The sequence below is a fragment of the Pseudomonas zanjanensis genome, assembly GCF_014268745.2.
Classification (GTDB): domain Bacteria; phylum Pseudomonadota; class Gammaproteobacteria; order Pseudomonadales; family Pseudomonadaceae; genus Aquipseudomonas; species Aquipseudomonas zanjanensis.
Genome location: NZ_JABWRB020000002.1, coordinates 486,255 through 501,974 on the forward strand (window position 1 = coordinate 486,255; position 15,720 = coordinate 501,974).

General features: G+C 63.5%; 14 protein-coding genes. All 14 read left to right on the plus strand.

Annotated elements, in window-relative coordinates; all coding sequences use genetic code 11:
* Window positions 1-171: 171 nt before the first annotated feature.
* Genes mraZ through ftsA form a run of 14 tightly spaced genes read left to right on the plus strand, consistent with a single transcriptional unit; the run spans window position 172 to window position 15,691 of the window.
* Window positions 172-627, plus strand: coding sequence for a division/cell wall cluster transcriptional repressor MraZ (gene mraZ, locus HU715_RS17965; RefSeq protein WP_186530428.1), 456 nt, complete (start codon window positions 172-174; stop codon window positions 625-627).
* On the plus strand, window positions 624-1,571 hold the full coding sequence (gene rsmH, locus HU715_RS17970; protein ID WP_434574420.1) for a 16S rRNA (cytosine(1402)-N(4))-methyltransferase RsmH: 948 nt from the start codon (window positions 624-626) through the stop codon (window positions 1,569-1,571). The genes mraZ and rsmH overlap by 4 nt, the downstream gene beginning before the upstream one ends.
* On the plus strand, window positions 1,568-1,861 hold the full coding sequence (ftsL, locus tag HU715_RS17975) for a cell division protein FtsL (protein ID WP_003178214.1): 294 nt from the start codon (window positions 1,568-1,570) through the stop codon (window positions 1,859-1,861). The genes rsmH and ftsL overlap by 4 nt, the downstream gene beginning before the upstream one ends.
* Window positions 1,861-3,600, plus strand: coding sequence for a peptidoglycan D,D-transpeptidase FtsI family protein (locus HU715_RS17980; RefSeq protein WP_186705198.1), 1,740 nt, complete (start codon window positions 1,861-1,863; stop codon window positions 3,598-3,600). Before ftsL ends, HU715_RS17980 begins: the two co-directional genes overlap by 1 nt.
* The gene (locus HU715_RS17985) at window positions 3,600-5,063 is read left to right on the plus strand and encodes a UDP-N-acetylmuramoyl-L-alanyl-D-glutamate--2,6-diaminopimelate ligase (protein ID WP_186705123.1); all 1,464 of its coding nucleotides are present in this window, start codon (window positions 3,600-3,602) and stop codon (window positions 5,061-5,063) included. The genes HU715_RS17980 and HU715_RS17985 overlap by 1 nt, the downstream gene beginning before the upstream one ends.
* Window positions 5,056-6,423 carry a UDP-N-acetylmuramoyl-tripeptide--D-alanyl-D-alanine ligase gene (locus HU715_RS17990; RefSeq protein WP_186705124.1) on the plus strand — a complete coding sequence of 456 codons (1,368 nt, stop codon included), beginning with the start codon at window positions 5,056-5,058 and terminating at the stop codon, window positions 6,421-6,423. Before HU715_RS17985 ends, HU715_RS17990 begins: the two co-directional genes overlap by 8 nt.
* The gene (mraY, locus tag HU715_RS17995; RefSeq protein WP_063324484.1) at window positions 6,423-7,505 is read left to right on the plus strand and encodes a phospho-N-acetylmuramoyl-pentapeptide-transferase; all 1,083 of its coding nucleotides are present in this window, start codon (window positions 6,423-6,425) and stop codon (window positions 7,503-7,505) included. Before HU715_RS17990 ends, mraY begins: the two co-directional genes overlap by 1 nt.
* A gap of 5 nt (window positions 7,506-7,510) precedes the next feature.
* A complete protein-coding gene (gene murD, locus HU715_RS18000) occupies window positions 7,511-8,857 on the plus strand; it encodes a UDP-N-acetylmuramoyl-L-alanine--D-glutamate ligase (protein WP_186705125.1) in 1,347 nt (448 codons plus the stop codon).
* Entirely contained in the window at window positions 8,854-10,071 is a 1,218-nt protein-coding gene (gene ftsW / locus HU715_RS18005) for a putative lipid II flippase FtsW (protein WP_411385565.1), read from the plus strand. The genes murD and ftsW overlap by 4 nt, the downstream gene beginning before the upstream one ends.
* On the plus strand, window positions 10,061-11,131 hold the full coding sequence (murG, locus tag HU715_RS18010) for an undecaprenyldiphospho-muramoylpentapeptide beta-N-acetylglucosaminyltransferase (RefSeq protein ID WP_186705126.1): 1,071 nt from the start codon (window positions 10,061-10,063) through the stop codon (window positions 11,129-11,131). Before ftsW ends, murG begins: the two co-directional genes overlap by 11 nt.
* Window positions 11,124-12,584 (plus strand): UDP-N-acetylmuramate--L-alanine ligase, encoded by a 1,461-nt coding sequence (gene murC / locus HU715_RS18015; RefSeq protein ID WP_053124957.1) that lies wholly within the window; start codon window positions 11,124-11,126, stop codon window positions 12,582-12,584. The genes murG and murC overlap by 8 nt, the downstream gene beginning before the upstream one ends.
* Window positions 12,581-13,546 (plus strand): D-alanine--D-alanine ligase, encoded by a 966-nt coding sequence (locus HU715_RS18020; protein ID WP_186705127.1) that lies wholly within the window; start codon window positions 12,581-12,583, stop codon window positions 13,544-13,546. Before murC ends, HU715_RS18020 begins: the two co-directional genes overlap by 4 nt.
* A gap of 3 nt (window positions 13,547-13,549) precedes the next feature.
* Window positions 13,550-14,416, plus strand: coding sequence for a cell division protein FtsQ/DivIB (locus tag HU715_RS18025; RefSeq protein ID WP_186705128.1), 867 nt, complete (start codon window positions 13,550-13,552; stop codon window positions 14,414-14,416).
* Window positions 14,417-14,431: 15 nt separating this feature from the next.
* Complete coding sequence (ftsA, locus tag HU715_RS18030; protein ID WP_024618465.1) at window positions 14,432-15,691, plus strand: cell division protein FtsA; 1,260 nt, start codon at window positions 14,432-14,434, stop codon at window positions 15,689-15,691.
* Window positions 15,692-15,720 lie beyond the last annotated feature (29 nt).

Sequence of the window (15,720 nt, forward strand, 5' to 3'; positions counted from 1 at the left end):
TCTTGTTACCCCTCCTGAAACGCTCCTAAATCTCCGATCTATAAGGCTTTTCCTTCATTGCGCGCCTTGACGGTGCGGTGGGCGCATTCCTATAGTGTGCGCAAGTGGCGGAAAGTGGCATGAAGTGGGTTTTTTTGAAGGTAAAACGCCAAAAAGTGGAGAAACGCAGACGTGTTTCGCGGAGCTAACGCTATCAGTCTCGATGCAAAAGGCCGGCTCGCCATGCCTAGCCGGTATCGTGACGAGCTCGTTTCGCGAAGTTCGGGGCAGTTAATCGTCACGATCGACGCCGTTGACCCATGTTTGTGCGTTTACCCTCTGGATGAGTGGGAAATCATCGAAACCAAACTGCGCGCATTGCCTTCGCTGCGTGAAGAAAACCGCCGGCTGCAACGCTTGCTGATCGGTAATGCCGTCGACCTCGAGCTCGATGGCAGCGGTCGTTTCCTGGTGCCGCCGCGCCTGCGCGAGTACGCCAGGCTGGACAAGCGCGCGATGCTGGTGGGCCAACTGAACAAGTTCCAACTGTGGGACGAAGATGCCTGGAATGCGGTTTCTGCCGCTGACCTCGCTGCTATTCAACAACCGGGCGCCATGCCTGATGAACTGCGTGATTTGATCCTGTGACTATTGATAGCGGCTTTAACCACATCACCGTACTGCTTGACGAAGCCGTCGAGGCTCTCGCCGTACGTCCTGATGGCTGCTATCTGGACGGTACGTTCGGGCGTGGCGGACACAGCCGGCTGATTCTCAGCCAGCTCGGTCCGGACGGCCGGTTGCTGGGGTTCGACAAGGATCCTCAAGCGATTGCCACCGGGCAAGCGCTGGCGGCCGAAGACGGCCGCTTTGTCGTTGTGCAGCGCAGCTTTGCCGAGCTGGGCGCCGAAGTCGCCGAGCGCGGCCTGGCCGGCAAGGTCAGTGGCGTGCTGCTCGACCTGGGCGTGTCGTCGCCGCAACTGGACGACCCGGAACGCGGCTTCAGTTTCCTCAATGACGGTCCGTTGGACATGCGCATGGACCCGTCCCGTGGGATCAGCGCCGCCGAATTCGTCAATACCGCGCCAGTGGAAGAAATCGCCCGTGTCTTCAAGGAATACGGCGAAGAGCGTTTCTCCGGTCGCATGGCCCGCGCCGTGGTCGAGCGCCGCGACATCAAGCCCTTCGAGCGTACCGGCGACCTGGCCGAAGTGCTGAAAGTGGCCAACCCGGCCTGGGAAAAGGGCAAGAACCCGGCGACCCGTGCTTTCCAGGGCTTGCGCATCCACGTGAACAACGAGCTGGGCGACCTGGAAGTCGGTCTCGAAGCGGCGCTTGAAGCGCTGGAGATCGGTGGTCGGCTGGTGGTGATCAGCTTCCATTCCCTGGAAGACCGCATCGTCAAGCTGTTCATGCGCAAGCTCACCAAAGGCGAAGCCGATAACCTGCCGCGCAACCTGCCGGTGCGTTTCGAAGCCTTCGTGCCGAAAATCAAGATCCATGGCAAAGCGCAGTTCGCCTCCGACGCCGAACTCAAGGCCAACCCACGTGCCCGTAGCGCCGTCATGCGTGTCGCGGAGAAGTTGCGGTGAGCAAGCTCTTCGCCAAGCCCCTGCCTGGCGGCAGCTTTTTCATGCTGCTGCTGTTTATCGGCGTGCTCGTGTCGGCCATCGCCGTATCCTATAGCGCGCACTGGAACCGGCAGTTGCTCAATACCCTCTACAACGAGCTGAGCGTGCGCGACAAGGCGCAGGCCGAGTGGGGCCGGTTGATCCTGGAGCAAAGCACCTGGACCGCCCATAGCCGTATCGAAGTACTGGCCACCGAACAGCTGAAAATGCGCATTCCCGGCGCCGCCGAAGTGCAAATGGTGGCGCCATGATGAAACTCGAAGGGGCGCTGTTCCCGTGGCGGTTTCGTCTGGTCCTGGGCTTGCTCGGGATCATGGTGGCGGCGATTTCGTGGCGCATCATCGACCTGCAGGTCATCGACCGTGACTTCCTCAAGGGGCAGGGCGACGCTCGCAGTGTGCGTCATATTCCAATTCCGGCGCACCGTGGCCTGATCACCGACCGCAACGGCGAACCCCTGGCCGTGAGTACCCCGGTGACCACCTTGTGGGCCAACGCCAAGGAAATGCAGCAAGCCAAGGAAAAATGGCCGGCCTTGGCCGCCGCCCTCGGGCAGGACCCCAAGGCCCTGGCCGAGCGTCTTGAAGCCCAAGCCAATAAAGAATTCATCTATCTGGTGCGCGGATTGACGCCCGAGCAAGGCCAGGGCGTGCTCGACCTGAAAGTGCCCGGTGTCTACGGCATCGAAGAATTCCGGCGTTTCTACCCGGCCGGTGAAGTCACCGCCCACATGGTCGGGTTTACCGACATCGATGATCGAGGGCGCGAAGGGGTCGAACTGGCCTATGACGAATGGCTTGCCGGGGTCGCCGGCAAACGCCAGGTTATCAAGGACCGGCGCGGCAGGCTGATCAAGGATGTCCAAGTCACCAAAAACGCCAAGGCCGGCAAGCCCTTGGCGTTGTCCATTGACCTGCGCCTGCAATACCTGGCCAACCGCGAGCTGCGCAACGCCATCGTCGAGAACGGTGCCAAGGCCGGCAGCCTGGTGATCATGGACGTGAAGACCGGCGAGATCCTGGCGATGGTCAACCAGCCGACCTACAACCCGAACAACCGCCGCAACCTGCAACCGGCGATGATGCGCAACCGCGCGATGATCGACGTGTTCGAGCCGGGTTCGACCATGAAAGCCGTGTCCATGGCCGCCGCCCTGGAAACTGGGCGCTGGAAACCGAGCGACACCGTCGAGGTCTACCCGGGCACCCTGCAGATCGGCAAGTACACCATCCGTGACGTGTCCAAGACTGAAGGCCCGGTGCTCGACCTGACCGGCATCCTGATCAACTCCAGTAACGTCGGCATGAGCAAGATCGCCTTCGATATCGGCGGCGAGACGATTTATCGCCTGGCCCAGAAAATCGGCCTCGGCCAGGACACCGGCCTGGGCTTCCCGGGCGAGCGTGTCGGCAACCTGCCGAACTACCGTGACTGGCGCAAGGCTGAGACCGCCACGTTGTCCTATGGCTACGGCGTTTCCGTGACCGCGATCCAGTTGGTCCACGCGTTTTCCGCGCTGGCGAACAACGGGCGCATGGCACCGCTGACCCTGATCAAGACCGACAAGCCACCGCAGGCCACCCAGGTGATCCCGGAAAACGTCGCCAAGACCATGCAGGGCATGCTGCAACAGGTGATCGAGGCGCCGCGTGGTGTCTACCGCGCCCAGGTGCCGGCCTATCACGTGGCAGGCAAGTCGGGTACGGCCCGCAAAACCTCCGTGGGCACCAAAGGCTACGCCGAGAATTCCTACCGTTCGCTGTTCGCCGGCTTCGGCCCGATGAGCGACCCACGCTACGCCATCGTCGTGGTCATCGACGAACCGAGCAAGGCAGGCTATTTCGGTGGCCTGGTCTCGGCGCCGGTGTTCAGCAAAGTGATGTCCGGCACCCTGCGTCTAATGAACATTACTCCGGATAACCTGCCGCCGACCCAGCAGGCCAATACCGCACCGGTCATTCCCTTGAAAGCCGAAGGAGGGCGTGGCTGATGTCCCTGAGCCTGAACAAGATTTTTGCCCACGCCGGTCACGATCTGCTGATTCGTGAGTTGGCCTTGGACAGCCGCAATGTACGTGCCGGGGACTTGTTCCTGGCGGTGCCGGGTGGCCGTGTCGATGGTCGCGACCATATCGCCGACGCCCTGAAGCGCGGCGCGGCTGCCGTGGCGTACGAAGTGCAAGGCGCGACCGTGCTGCCGATCACTGACGTGCCGCTGATTCCGGTGAAGGGCCTGGCGGCGCAACTGTCGGACATCGCCGGGCGGTTTTATGGCGACCCGAGCCGCCACCTGAACCTGGTGGGCGTGACCGGCACCAACGGCAAGACCAGCGTGACCCAACTGGTGGCCCAGGCCTTGGACCTGCTCGGCCAGCATTGCGGCATTGTCGGCACCTTGGGCAACGGTTTTCATGGCGCGCTGGAAAGCGGCCTGCACACCACGCCGAACCCGATTGCCGTGCAAGCGACCCTGGCGGACTTGAAGAAGGCCGGTGCCAAGGCCGTTGCGATGGAAGTCTCGTCCCATGGCCTGGACCAGGGTCGTGTGACGGCGCTGGCGTTCGACGTCGCGGTGTTGACCAACCTGTCCCGCGACCACCTGGACTACCACGGCACCATGCAGGCCTACGGCGAAGCCAAAGCCAAGCTGTTCGCCTGGAATGACTTGAAATGCCGGGTCATCAATCTCGACGACGAGTTCGGCCGGCAATTGGCCGCCGACAAGCGCGAGTCCCGGCTGATCACCTATAGCCTGGAAGATACCAGCGCCTACCTTTATATACGCCAGGCGCAGTTCGACGATGAAGGCGTGCGCGCCACGCTGGTCACGCCCCAGGGCGAGCACCATCTGCGCAGCACCTTGCTCGGCCGCTTCAACCTGAGCAACGTATTGGCGGCCATCGGCGCCTTGCTCGGCCTGGACTACGCGCTGGACGAAATTCTCAAGGTCTTGCCAAAACTCGAGGGGCCAGCCGGACGCATGCAACGCCTGGGCGGTGGGACTCAGCCACTGGTTGTGGTCGATTACGCCCATACCCCCGACGCGTTGGAAAAAGTCCTCACGGCCCTGCGTCCTCACGCCAAGGGTCGGCTGCTGTGCCTGTTCGGCTGCGGCGGCGATCGCGATCGCGGCAAACGCCCGTTGATGGCAGAAGTGGTGGAGCGTCTGGCGGACGGCGTGCTGGTCACCGATGACAACCCGCGCAGCGAAGACCCGCTGCGGATCTTCGACGACATCCGCGCCGGTTTTACCGCTGTGGATAACGTCACCTTCGTCGCCGGTCGCGGCCAGGCCATTGCACAGTTGATCGCCAGCGCCTCGGCGGACGATGTCATCGTCCTGGCCGGCAAGGGCCATGAGGACTATCAGGAAATCAACGGCGAACGCCATGGGTTCTCCGATCTGGTGGAAGCCGATCACGCCCTGACCGCGTGGGAGGTGGCCCATGCTTAAAGCCTTGAAACTCAGCGAACTGACCAACGCCCTGAATGCGCGCCTCATTTCTGCGGACGCCACCTTCAGCGGCGTGAGCATCGACAGCCGGGCGATCGCGCCGGGGCAATTGTTCGTCGCCCTGACCGGTCCGCGTTTCGACGGCCACGATTACTTGAACGAGGTCGCGGGCAAAGGTGCGGTCGCCGCATTGGTCGAGCGGGAAGTGAGCAACAGCACGTTGCCGCAATTGCTCGTCAGCGACACTCGCCAGGCCCTGGGCCAGCTCGGTGCGCTGAACCGCGCAGCGTATGGCAACCCGGTCGCGGCCATTACCGGTTCCAGCGGCAAGACCACGGTCAAGGAAATGCTTGCCAGCATCCTGCGCACTCGTGGTCCGGTGTTGGCGACCCGTGGCAACCTGAACAACGACCTCGGTGTGCCGCTGACCTTGCTGGAACTGGCGCCGGAACACAGCGCCGCCGTCATTGAACTGGGGGCTTCGCGGCTTGGCGAGATCGCCTACACCGTGGCCATGACCAAGCCCCACGTAGCGGTGCTCAATAACGCCGGGACCGCCCACGTCGGCGAGTTCGGCGGCCCGGAAAAAATCGTCGAGGCCAAGGGCGAGATCATCGAAGGGCTGGATGCCAATGGCGTCGCCGTGCTGAATCTCGACGACAAGGCCTTCGAAATCTGGAAGACCCGGGCGGGGGAGCGCAAGGTGCTGACCTTTGCCCTGAGCAACCTCGCCGCGAATTTCTACGCCAGCGACCTGGACCGTGATGCCCGCGGTTGCCCGGCCTTCAACCTGCACAGCCCCGACGGTGCCGAGCGGGTCCAATTGAACCTGCTGGGCACCCATAACGTTGCCAACGCCCTGGCCGCCGCGGCTGCCGCCCATGCCCTGGGCGTGTCGCTGCCGGGCATCGTTGCCGGACTGAACGCCGTGCAGCCGGTCAAGGGGCGCTCTGTCGCGCAACTGGCCAGCAACGGCATGCGCGTGATCGACGACACCTATAACGCCAACCCGTCGTCCATGTGCGCGGCGGTGGATATCCTCGCCGGTTTCTCCGGCCGTACCGTGCTGGTGCTGGGGGATATCGGCGAGTTGGGCGAATGGGCGCAACAGGGACATCACGATGTCGGTGCCTATGCGCGCGGCAAGGTCGATGCGCTGTATGCGGTCGGTCCGATGATGGCCCATGCGGTCGCCGCGTTTGGCGAGCACGCACGGCATTTCACTACTCAAGCCGAATTGATCCAGGCCCTGGGCGCCGAGCAGGACCCGAACACCACCTTATTGATCAAGGGTTCACGCAGCGCAGCGATGGAAAACATCGTCGCGGCGCTGTGCGGCACCACCACGGAGAAACATTAATGCTGCTGCTGCTAGCGGAGTACCTGCAACAGTTCCACAAAGGCTTCGCGGTCTTCCAATACCTGACCCTGCGCGGGATCCTGGGTGTGCTGACCGCGTTGTCGTTGTCGCTGTTCCTGGGCCCGTGGATGATCCGCACCCTGCAGAACCTGCAGATCGGCCAGTCGGTCCGTAACGACGGTCCGCAATCGCACCTGTCCAAATCCGGTACCCCGACCATGGGAGGCGCGCTGATCCTGTCGTCCATCGGCATCAGCACTTTGCTCTGGGCCGACCTGGCGAACCGCTACGTCTGGGTCGTGCTGCTGGTGACGCTGTTCTTCGGTGCCATCGGTTGGGTCGACGACTATCGCAAGGTCATCGAGAAGAATTCCCGTGGGCTGCCAAGCCGCTGGAAATATTTCTGGCAATCGGTGTTCGGCCTCGGCGCGGCGATCTTCCTTTATATGACCGCCGCCTCGCCGGTGGAAACCACCCTGATCCTGCCGATGCTCAAGGACTACAGCATTCCGCTGGGCGCAGGTTTCATTGTGTTGACCTACCTGGTGATCGTCGGTTCGAGCAACGCGGTCAACCTCACTGACGGCCTCGACGGCCTGGCGATCATGCCGACGGTCATGGTCGGCGGCGCCCTGGGAATCTTCTGCTACCTGTCGGGTAACGTGAAGTTCGCCGAATACCTGCTGATCCCGTATGTGCCGGGCGCGGGCGAATTGATTGTGTTCTGCGGTGCGCTGATCGGTGCCGGCCTGGGCTTCCTGTGGTTCAACACCTACCCGGCGCAAGTCTTCATGGGCGACGTCGGCGCGCTGGCGCTGGGCGCGGCCCTGGGCACCATCGCCGTGATCGTTCGCCAGGAAATCGTCCTGTTCATCATGGGCGGTGTGTTCGTGATGGAGACCCTGTCAGTCGTCATTCAGGTGGCCTCCTTTAAATTGACCGGCCGCCGCGTATTCCGCATGGCGCCGATCCACCACCACTTTGAACTCAAGGGCTGGCCCGAGCCACGCGTGATCGTCCGTTTCTGGATCATCACCGTGATCCTGGTGCTGGTCGGCCTTGCCACCCTGAAGCTGAGGTAGAACGAGTGTCCCTGATCGCTTCTGACCACTTCCGCATCGTTGTCGGCCTCGGCAAGAGCGGCATGTCCCTGGTTCGCTTCCTGGCGAACCGGGGCGTGTCGTTTGCCGTGGCCGATACGCGGGAAAATCCGCCTGAGCTGGCCACGCTGCGCCGTGACTATCCACAGGTGGACGTGCGTTGTGGCGAGCTGGACGTCGAATTCCTGTGCCGTGCCGATGAGCTCTACGTGAGCCCCGGCCTGGCCCTGGCGACCCCAGCCCTGCAGGCTGCCGCCGCCCGTGGTGTGAAATTGTCCGGCGACATCGAGCTATTCGCGCGCAACGCCAAGGCGCCGATCGTTGCCATCAGCGGTTCCAATGCCAAGAGCACCGTCACCACCTTGGTCGGTGAGATGGCTGCGGCGGCCGGCAAGCGTGTCGCCGTGGGCGGCAACCTCGGTACCCCGGCGCTGGACCTGCTCAGCGATGACGTCGAGCTGTACGTGATGGAACTGTCGAGCTTCCAGCTCGAGACCACCGACCACCTGGGCGCCGAAGTGGCCACCGTGCTCAACGTCAGCGAAGACCACATGGACCGCTACAGCGGCCTTCCGGCATATCACCTGGCCAAGCACAGGATCTTCCGCGGTGCCCGGCAAGTGGTGTTCAACCGCCAGGACGCCTTGACCCGGCCGTTGCTGGGCGAGGGCATGCCGTGCTGGTCCTTCGGCCTGGGCGTTCCGGATTTCAAAGGCTTCGGGCTGCGTGAAGAGAATGGCGAGAAATACCTGGCCTTCGAATTCCAGATCCTGATGCCGGTGCGCGAGTTGAAAATTCGCGGCGCCCACAACCAGGCCAATGCCCTGGCTGCGTTGGCCCTGGGGCATGCGGTCGGTCTGCCGTTCGACGCCATGCTCTCGGCCCTGCGCACCTTCGCCGGCCTTGAGCACCGCTGCCAGTGGGTACGCGACCTCGATGGCGTGGCCTGGTACAACGACTCCAAGGCCACCAACGTCGGTGCCGCGCTCGCGGCCATCGAAGGCCTGGGCGCGGACATCGACGGCAAGCTCGTGCTGATCGCCGGCGGCGACGGCAAGGGTGCCGATTTCAAGGACCTGCGCGACCCCGTTGCCGCCAACTGCCGCGCCGTGGTGCTGATGGGCCGTGATCGCGAATTGATCGCCCAGGCCCTCGGCGATGCCGTGCCGCTGGTGCGCGTCGCTTCGCTGGACGAGGCGGTGCAGCAATGCCGCGCCCTTGCTCAACCGGGCGATGCAGTCCTGTTGTCGCCGGCCTGCGCCAGTTTCGACATGTTCAAGAACTACGAAGAGCGTGGGCAGTTGTTCGCCCAGGCCGCGGAGGACTTGGCATGAACCTGATGAACATCATCAAGCCGTACCCGTCGCCGCTGATCACCGGTCGTGGCATCGATCTGGATTTCCCGATGCTCGCCGGTTGCCTGGCCTTGCTGGGCCTGGGCCTGGTCATGATCACCTCCGCGTCGTCGGAAGTGGCCGCCGTGCAGTCGGGCAACACCCTTTACCACATGATCCGCCACCTGATTTACCTGGTGATCGGCCTGGGCGCGTGCATCGTCACGATGATGGTGCCGATCGCCACCTGGCAACGCCTGGGCTGGATGATGTTGCTCGGTGCCTTCGGCCTGTTGGTGATGGTGCTCTTGCCGGGTATTGGCCGCGAGGTCAACGGCTCGATGCGCTGGATCGGCTTCAGCTTCTTCAACGTCCAGCCTTCGGAGATCGCCAAGGTCTTCGTGGTGATCTACCTCGCCGGTTACCTGGTGCGTCGCCAGAAGGAAGTGCGCGAGAGCTGGATGGGGTTCTTCAAGCCGTTCATCGTGTTGCTGCCGATGGCCGGCCTGCTGCTGATGGAGCCGGACTTCGGCGCCACGGTGGTGATGATGGGCGCGGCGGCGGCGATGCTGTTCCTCGGCGGCGTCGGGCTGTTCCGTTTCACCTTGATGGTCGCGCTGGCGGTGGCGGCGGTAACGGTGCTGGTGCAGGCACAACCGTATCGGATGGCGCGCCTGATCACCTTTACCGATCCGTGGGCCGACCAGTTCGGTTCCGGCTATCAATTGACCCAGGCGCTGATTGCTTTCGGTCGCGGCGAGTGGCTGGGCGTGGGCCTGGGCAACAGCGTGCAGAAGCAGTTCTACCTGCCGGAAGCCCACACCGACTTCGTGTTCTCGGTCCTGGCCGAAGAACTGGGGATGGTGGGTTCCCTGTGCACCGTCGCCCTGTTCGTGTTCGTCTGCGTGCGTGGCATGTACATCGGCTTGTGGGCGGAAAAGGCCAAACAGTTCTTCGCCGCCTATGTGGCGTATGGCTTGTCGTTCCTGTGGATTGGCCAGTTTTTGATCAACATCGGCGTGAACGTCGGCCTGTTGCCGACCAAGGGCCTGACGCTGCCGTTCCTCAGTTACGGCGGCAGTTCCCTGGTGATCTGCTGTGCCTGTCTCGGCCTGTTGCTGCGCATCGAATGGGAGAGTCGAACCCACCTGGGCAGCGAAGAGATGGAATTCCAGGAGAGCGACTTCGCCGAGGAGCCGACTCATGGGCGCTAACGTGCTGATCATGGCGGGCGGTACCGGCGGGCACGTATTCCCGGCGCTGGCCTGTGCCCGGGAGTTCCAGGCACGCGGCTACACCGTGCACTGGCTGGGCACGCCACGGGGCATCGAGAACGAACTGGTGCCCGGCGCCGGCCTCGAACTGCACCGGATCGACGCCAGCGGCCTGCGGGGCAAGGGCAAGCTGTCGTTGCTCAAGGCACCGCTGATGCTGCTCAAGTCGGTCTGGCAGGCGCGGGCAATCATTCGTCGGCTGCGGCCGGTGTGCGTGGTCGGGTTCGGCGGTTATGTGACCGGGCCGGGCGGCGTTGCGGCAAAACTGGCCGGTGTGCCGGTGATCGTCCACGAGCAGAACGCCGTGGCCGGTACCGCCAATCGGTTACTGGTGCCGTTGGCCGCCCGGGTCTGTGAAGCCTTTCCCGACACCTTTACCCTGTCGGGCAGCCGTCGCACCACCGGCAACCCGGTGCGTACCGAGCTGTTCCTCGAAACACCGCGCCCGGCCCTGGCCGGACGCAAGGCGCGTTTGCTGGTCCTGGGTGGAAGCCTGGGGGCGGAACCGTTGAACAAATTGCTGCCCGAAGCCCTGTCGCAGGTCGCCCCCGAACTGCGCCCGGAAGTGTTTCACCAGGCCGGCAAAAACCACGATGAAGTGACCGCCGAGCGCTACCGCGCCGCTGGCGTCGAGGCGCAAGTGCAGCCTTTCATCAAAGACATGGCCCAAGCCTATGGCTGGGCCGACCTGGTGGTCTGCCGCGCAGGCGCGCTGACCATCAGTGAACTGGCTGCCGCCGGTCTGCCCTCGATGCTGGTGCCTTTGCCCCACGCCATCGACGATCACCAGACCCGTAACGCCGATTATTTGGCCCGTGAAGGCGCTGCTTTCCTGATGCCGCAAAGAACGACTGGCGCCGCGGATCTTGCCGCCCGCCTGACAGAGGTTTTGATGCAGCCGCAACGACTTGAAGACATGGCCCGCGCCGCGCGCCGCCTGGCCAAACCCGATGCCACGGCCCAAGTGGTCGATACCTGCCTGGAGGTGGCCCATGGTTGAGAATCGCAAAGCCATGCCGCAACCGGAAATGCGCCGTATCCGCCGCATCCACTTCGTCGGTATCGGCGGCGTGGGTATGTGCGGGATCGCCGAGGTGTTGCTGAACCTGGGTTACCAGGTCTCGGGTTCCGACCTGAAGGCTTCCCCGGTCACCGAGCGCCTGGAATCCTTCGGCGCGCAGATTTTTATCGGCCACCGTGCCGAGAACGCCGCCAATGCCGACGTGCTGGTGGTGTCCAGCGCCGTGAACACGTCCAACCCGGAAGTCGCCACCGCCCTGGAACGCCGCATTCCGGTGGTGCCACGGGCCGAGATGCTCGCCGAGCTGATGCGCTATCGCCACGGCATCGCCGTCGCCGGTACTCATGGCAAGACCACCACCACCAGCCTGATCGCCTCGGTGTTCGCCGCTGGTGGCCTCGACCCGACATTCGTGATCGGTGGTCGTTTGAACGCCGCGGGCACCAATGCCCAACTGGGCACCAGCCGCTACCTGATCGCCGAAGCCGACGAGAGCGATGCGAGCTTCCTGCACTTGCAACCGCTGGTGGCCGTGGTGACCAACATCGACGCCGACCACATGGCGACCTACGACGGCGACTTCAACAAGCTGAAGAAAACCTTCGTGGAGTTTTTGCACAACCTGCCGTTCTACGGTCTGGCGGTGGTGTGCCTGGACGATCCGGTGGTGCGTGAGATCCTGCCGCTGATCAAGCGTCCGACCGTGACCTACGGTTTTGGCGAAGACGCCGACGTACGCGCCATCAACGTGCGCCAGCAGGGCATGCAGACGTTCTTCACCGTGTTGCGTCCTGATCGCGAGCCGTTGGACGTGTCGGTGAACATGCCTGGCAACCACAACGTGCTCAACGCCTTGGCCACTATCTGCATCGCCACCGACGAAGGTGTCAGCGATGAAGCCATCGTCCAGGGCCTGTCCGGGTTCCAGGGTGTGGGCCGACGCTTCCAGGTCTACGGCGAACTGCCGGTGGACGGCGGCAACGTGATGCTGGTGGACGACTACGGCCACCACCCGACCGAAGTCGCGGCGGTGATCAAGGCCGTGCGCGGTGGCTGGCCGGAGCGGCGCCTGGTGATGGTCTACCAGCCGCACCGCTACAGCCGCACCCGCGACCTGTATGACGATTTCGTCCAGGTATTGGCCGACGCCAACGTGCTGCTGTTGATGGAAGTCTACCCGGCCGGTGAAGAGCCGATCCCGGGGGCCGACAGCCGCCAGCTGTGCCACAGCATTCGCCAGCGTGGCCAGTTGGACCCGATCTACATCGAACGCGGCGTGGACCTCGCACCGCTGGTCAAGCCGCTGCTGCGCGCCGGCGACATCCTGCTGTGCCAGGGTGCCGGCGACATCGGTGGCCTGGCCCCGAAACTGTTGAACAGTCCGTTATTCGCCGGAGCCATCGTGGCGTCCAGCGAGGGGAAACTGAAATGACTGCTGCCTACGCCAACCTGGTCTCGACCCTCGATCCGAAAGCCTTCGGCCGCGTTGCCGTGCTGTTCGGTGGCAAGAGCGCCGAGCGCGAGGTCTCCCTCAAGTCCGGCAACGCCGTGCTGCAAGCCTTGCAAAGTGCCGGCGTCGACGCCTTCGGCATCGATGTGGGCGACGATTTCCTGCAGCGCCTGCTCAACGAAAAGATCGACCGCGCCTTCATCATTCTCCACGGTCGCGGCGGTGAAGACGGCAGCATGCAAGGCCTGCTCGAATGCCTTGGCATTCCCTACACCGGCAGCGGCATCCTCGCGTCTGCCCTGGCGATGGACAAGCTGCGTACCAAGCAGGTCTGGCACAGCCTCGGCATTCCGACGCCGCGTCACGCCGTGCTGGCGTCCGAGGCCGATTGTATTTCGGCGGCCACGGAACTGGGCTTCCCTTTGATCGTCAAACCGGCCCATGAAGGTTCAAGTATCGGCATGGCGAAAGTGAATTCGCTGCCTGAGTTGACCGCAGCCTGGAAGGACGCCAGTTCCTACGATTCGCAAGTGTTGGTCGAACAGTGGATCACCGGTCCCGAGTTCACCATCGCCACCCTGCGTGACCAGGTGTTGCCCCCGATCGCGCTGGGCACGCCCCACACGTTCTACGACTACGACGCCAAGTACATCGCCAACGATACCCAGTACCGCATTCCCTGCGGGCTGGATGCGGCCAAGGAAAAACAACTGATGGACCTCACGGCCAAGGCCTGTGAGGCGCTGGGTATCGCCGGTTGGGGCCGGGCGGACGTGATGCAGGACGCCGATGGACAGTTCTGGTTCCTGGAAGTCAACACCGCCCCTGGCATGACCGATCACAGCCTGGTGCCGATGGCGGCCCGCGCCGCCGGCCTGGATTTCCAGCAACTGGTGCTCTCGATCCTGGCCGCCAGTGTCGGCCAACAAGAGCCAAGAGGTTAAGCCATGCAAGGCGCATCGCTTCGTCATCAGCCATCCGCACCCGGTCGCAAGCCGGTGCCGCGGGGTGCCAGCCGAATGGTGGCCAAAGAGCCGATGTCGGCGCGCTTGCCGAAAGCCAATTTTGGCTTTCTCAAGAGCCTGTTCTGGCCAGTGATGCTGGTTGCGCTGGGGTTCGGTACGTATGAAGGCGCGCAACGGTTGTTGCCGTATGCCGATCGGCCAATCGCGCGGATCAACGTCCAGGGCGACCTGAGCTACATCAGCCAGCAGGCGGTGCAGCAGCGGATCGCCCCGTTCGTCGCGTCGAGCTTCTTCACCATCGACCTGGCGGGCATGCGCACGGAGCTGGAGCAGATGCCCTGGATCGCCCACGCCGAAGTCCGGCGGGTGTGGCCCGACCAGGTGTCGATTCGCCTGGAAGAACAGCTGCCGGTGGCCCGTTGGGGCGACGAGTCGCTGTTGAACAACCAGGGCCAGGCGTTTACGCCGCGGGAACTGGCCAACTATGAACATTTGCCACAACTGTTCGGTCCACAGCGGGCCCAGCAGCAAGTCATGCAGCAATACCAGGTGTTGAGCCAGATGTTGCGGCCGTTGGGCTTCTCCATCGCGCGTCTGGAGTTGCGTGAGCGCGGCAGTTGGTTCCTGACCACTGGCGCGGGCAGCTCGGGGCCGGGCATCGAGCTGTTGCTCGGTCGCGGCAACCTGGTGGAAAAGATGCGCCGCTTCATCGCCATCTATGACAAGACGCTCAAAGAACAGATTACGAACATTGCGCGCATCGATCTGCGCTACGCCAACGGCCTGGCCGTTGGCTGGCGGGAACCTGTAGCGCCGACGACGGCCGAACCCGCCGTCGCGAAGAATTAAGAAGAGGCAGGACCCATGGCAAACGTGCAAAGCGGGAAAATGATCGTCGGTCTCGATATCGGCACTTCCAAGGTGGTGGCGCTGGTAGGCGAAGTCGCGGACGACGGCACGCTGGTCATCGTCGGGATCGGTACACACCCGTCCCGCGGCTTGAAGAAAGGCGTGGTGGTGAACATCGAGTCCACCGTGCAATCGATCCAGCGCGCCATCGAAGAGGCGCAGCTGATGGCCGGTTGCCGGATCCACTCGGCGTTCGTCGGCGTGGCGGGCAATCACATCCGCAGCCTGAATTCCCACGGTATCGTGGCGATTCGTGATCGCGAAGTCAGCTCCGCCGACCTCGAGCGCGTGCTCGACGCGGCCCAGGCCGTGGCGATCCCGGCCGACCAGCGTGTGCTGCACACCCTGCCGCAGGATTACGTGATCGATAACCAGGAAGGCGTGCGCGAGCCCCTGGGCATGTCCGGCGTGCGCCTGGAAGCCAAGGTCCACGTGGTGACCTGTGCGGTGAACGCCGCGCAGAACATCGAGAAATGCGTACGTCGCTGCGGCCTGGAAATCGACGACATCATCCTCGAGCAACTGGCCTCGGCCTACTCGGTGCTGACCGACGACGAGAAAGAGCTGGGCGTGTGCCTGGTGGACATCGGCGGCGGCACCACCGACATCGCGATCTTCACCGAAGGCGCGATCCGCCACACGGCCGTGATCCCGATTGCCGGCGACCAGGTGACCAACGACATCGCCATGGCGTTGCGCACCCCGACCCAGTACGCCGAGGAAATCAAGATCCGCTACGCCTGCGCCTTGGCGAAACTGGCCGGTGCCGGTGAAACCATCAAGGTGCCGAGCGTCGGCGACCGTCCACCGCGCGAACTGTCGCGCCAGGCCCTGGCCGAAGTGGTCGAGCCGCGTTACGACGAACTGTTCACGCTGATCCAGGCCGAACTGCGTCGCAGTGGCTACGAAGACCTGATCCCGGCCGGCATCGTGCTGACCGGCGGTACCTCGAAGATGGAAGGCGCGGTCGAGCTGGCCGAGGAGATTTTCCACATGCCGGTGCGCCTGGGCGTGCCCCATGGCGTCAAGGGCCTGGATGACGTGGTCCGCAACCCGATCTATTCCACCGGCGTGGGCCTGTTGATGTACGGCTTGCAGAAACAGTCCGACGGGATCTCGTTTTCGGGCATTGGCAGCCGCGACAGCTACAGCAGCGACGAGCCGAAGGCTCCGCTGTTCGAGCAGCTCAAGGCTTGGGTCAAAGGCAACTTCTAAACAGTTTCAAAGCTTCACGCGGCAGGTTT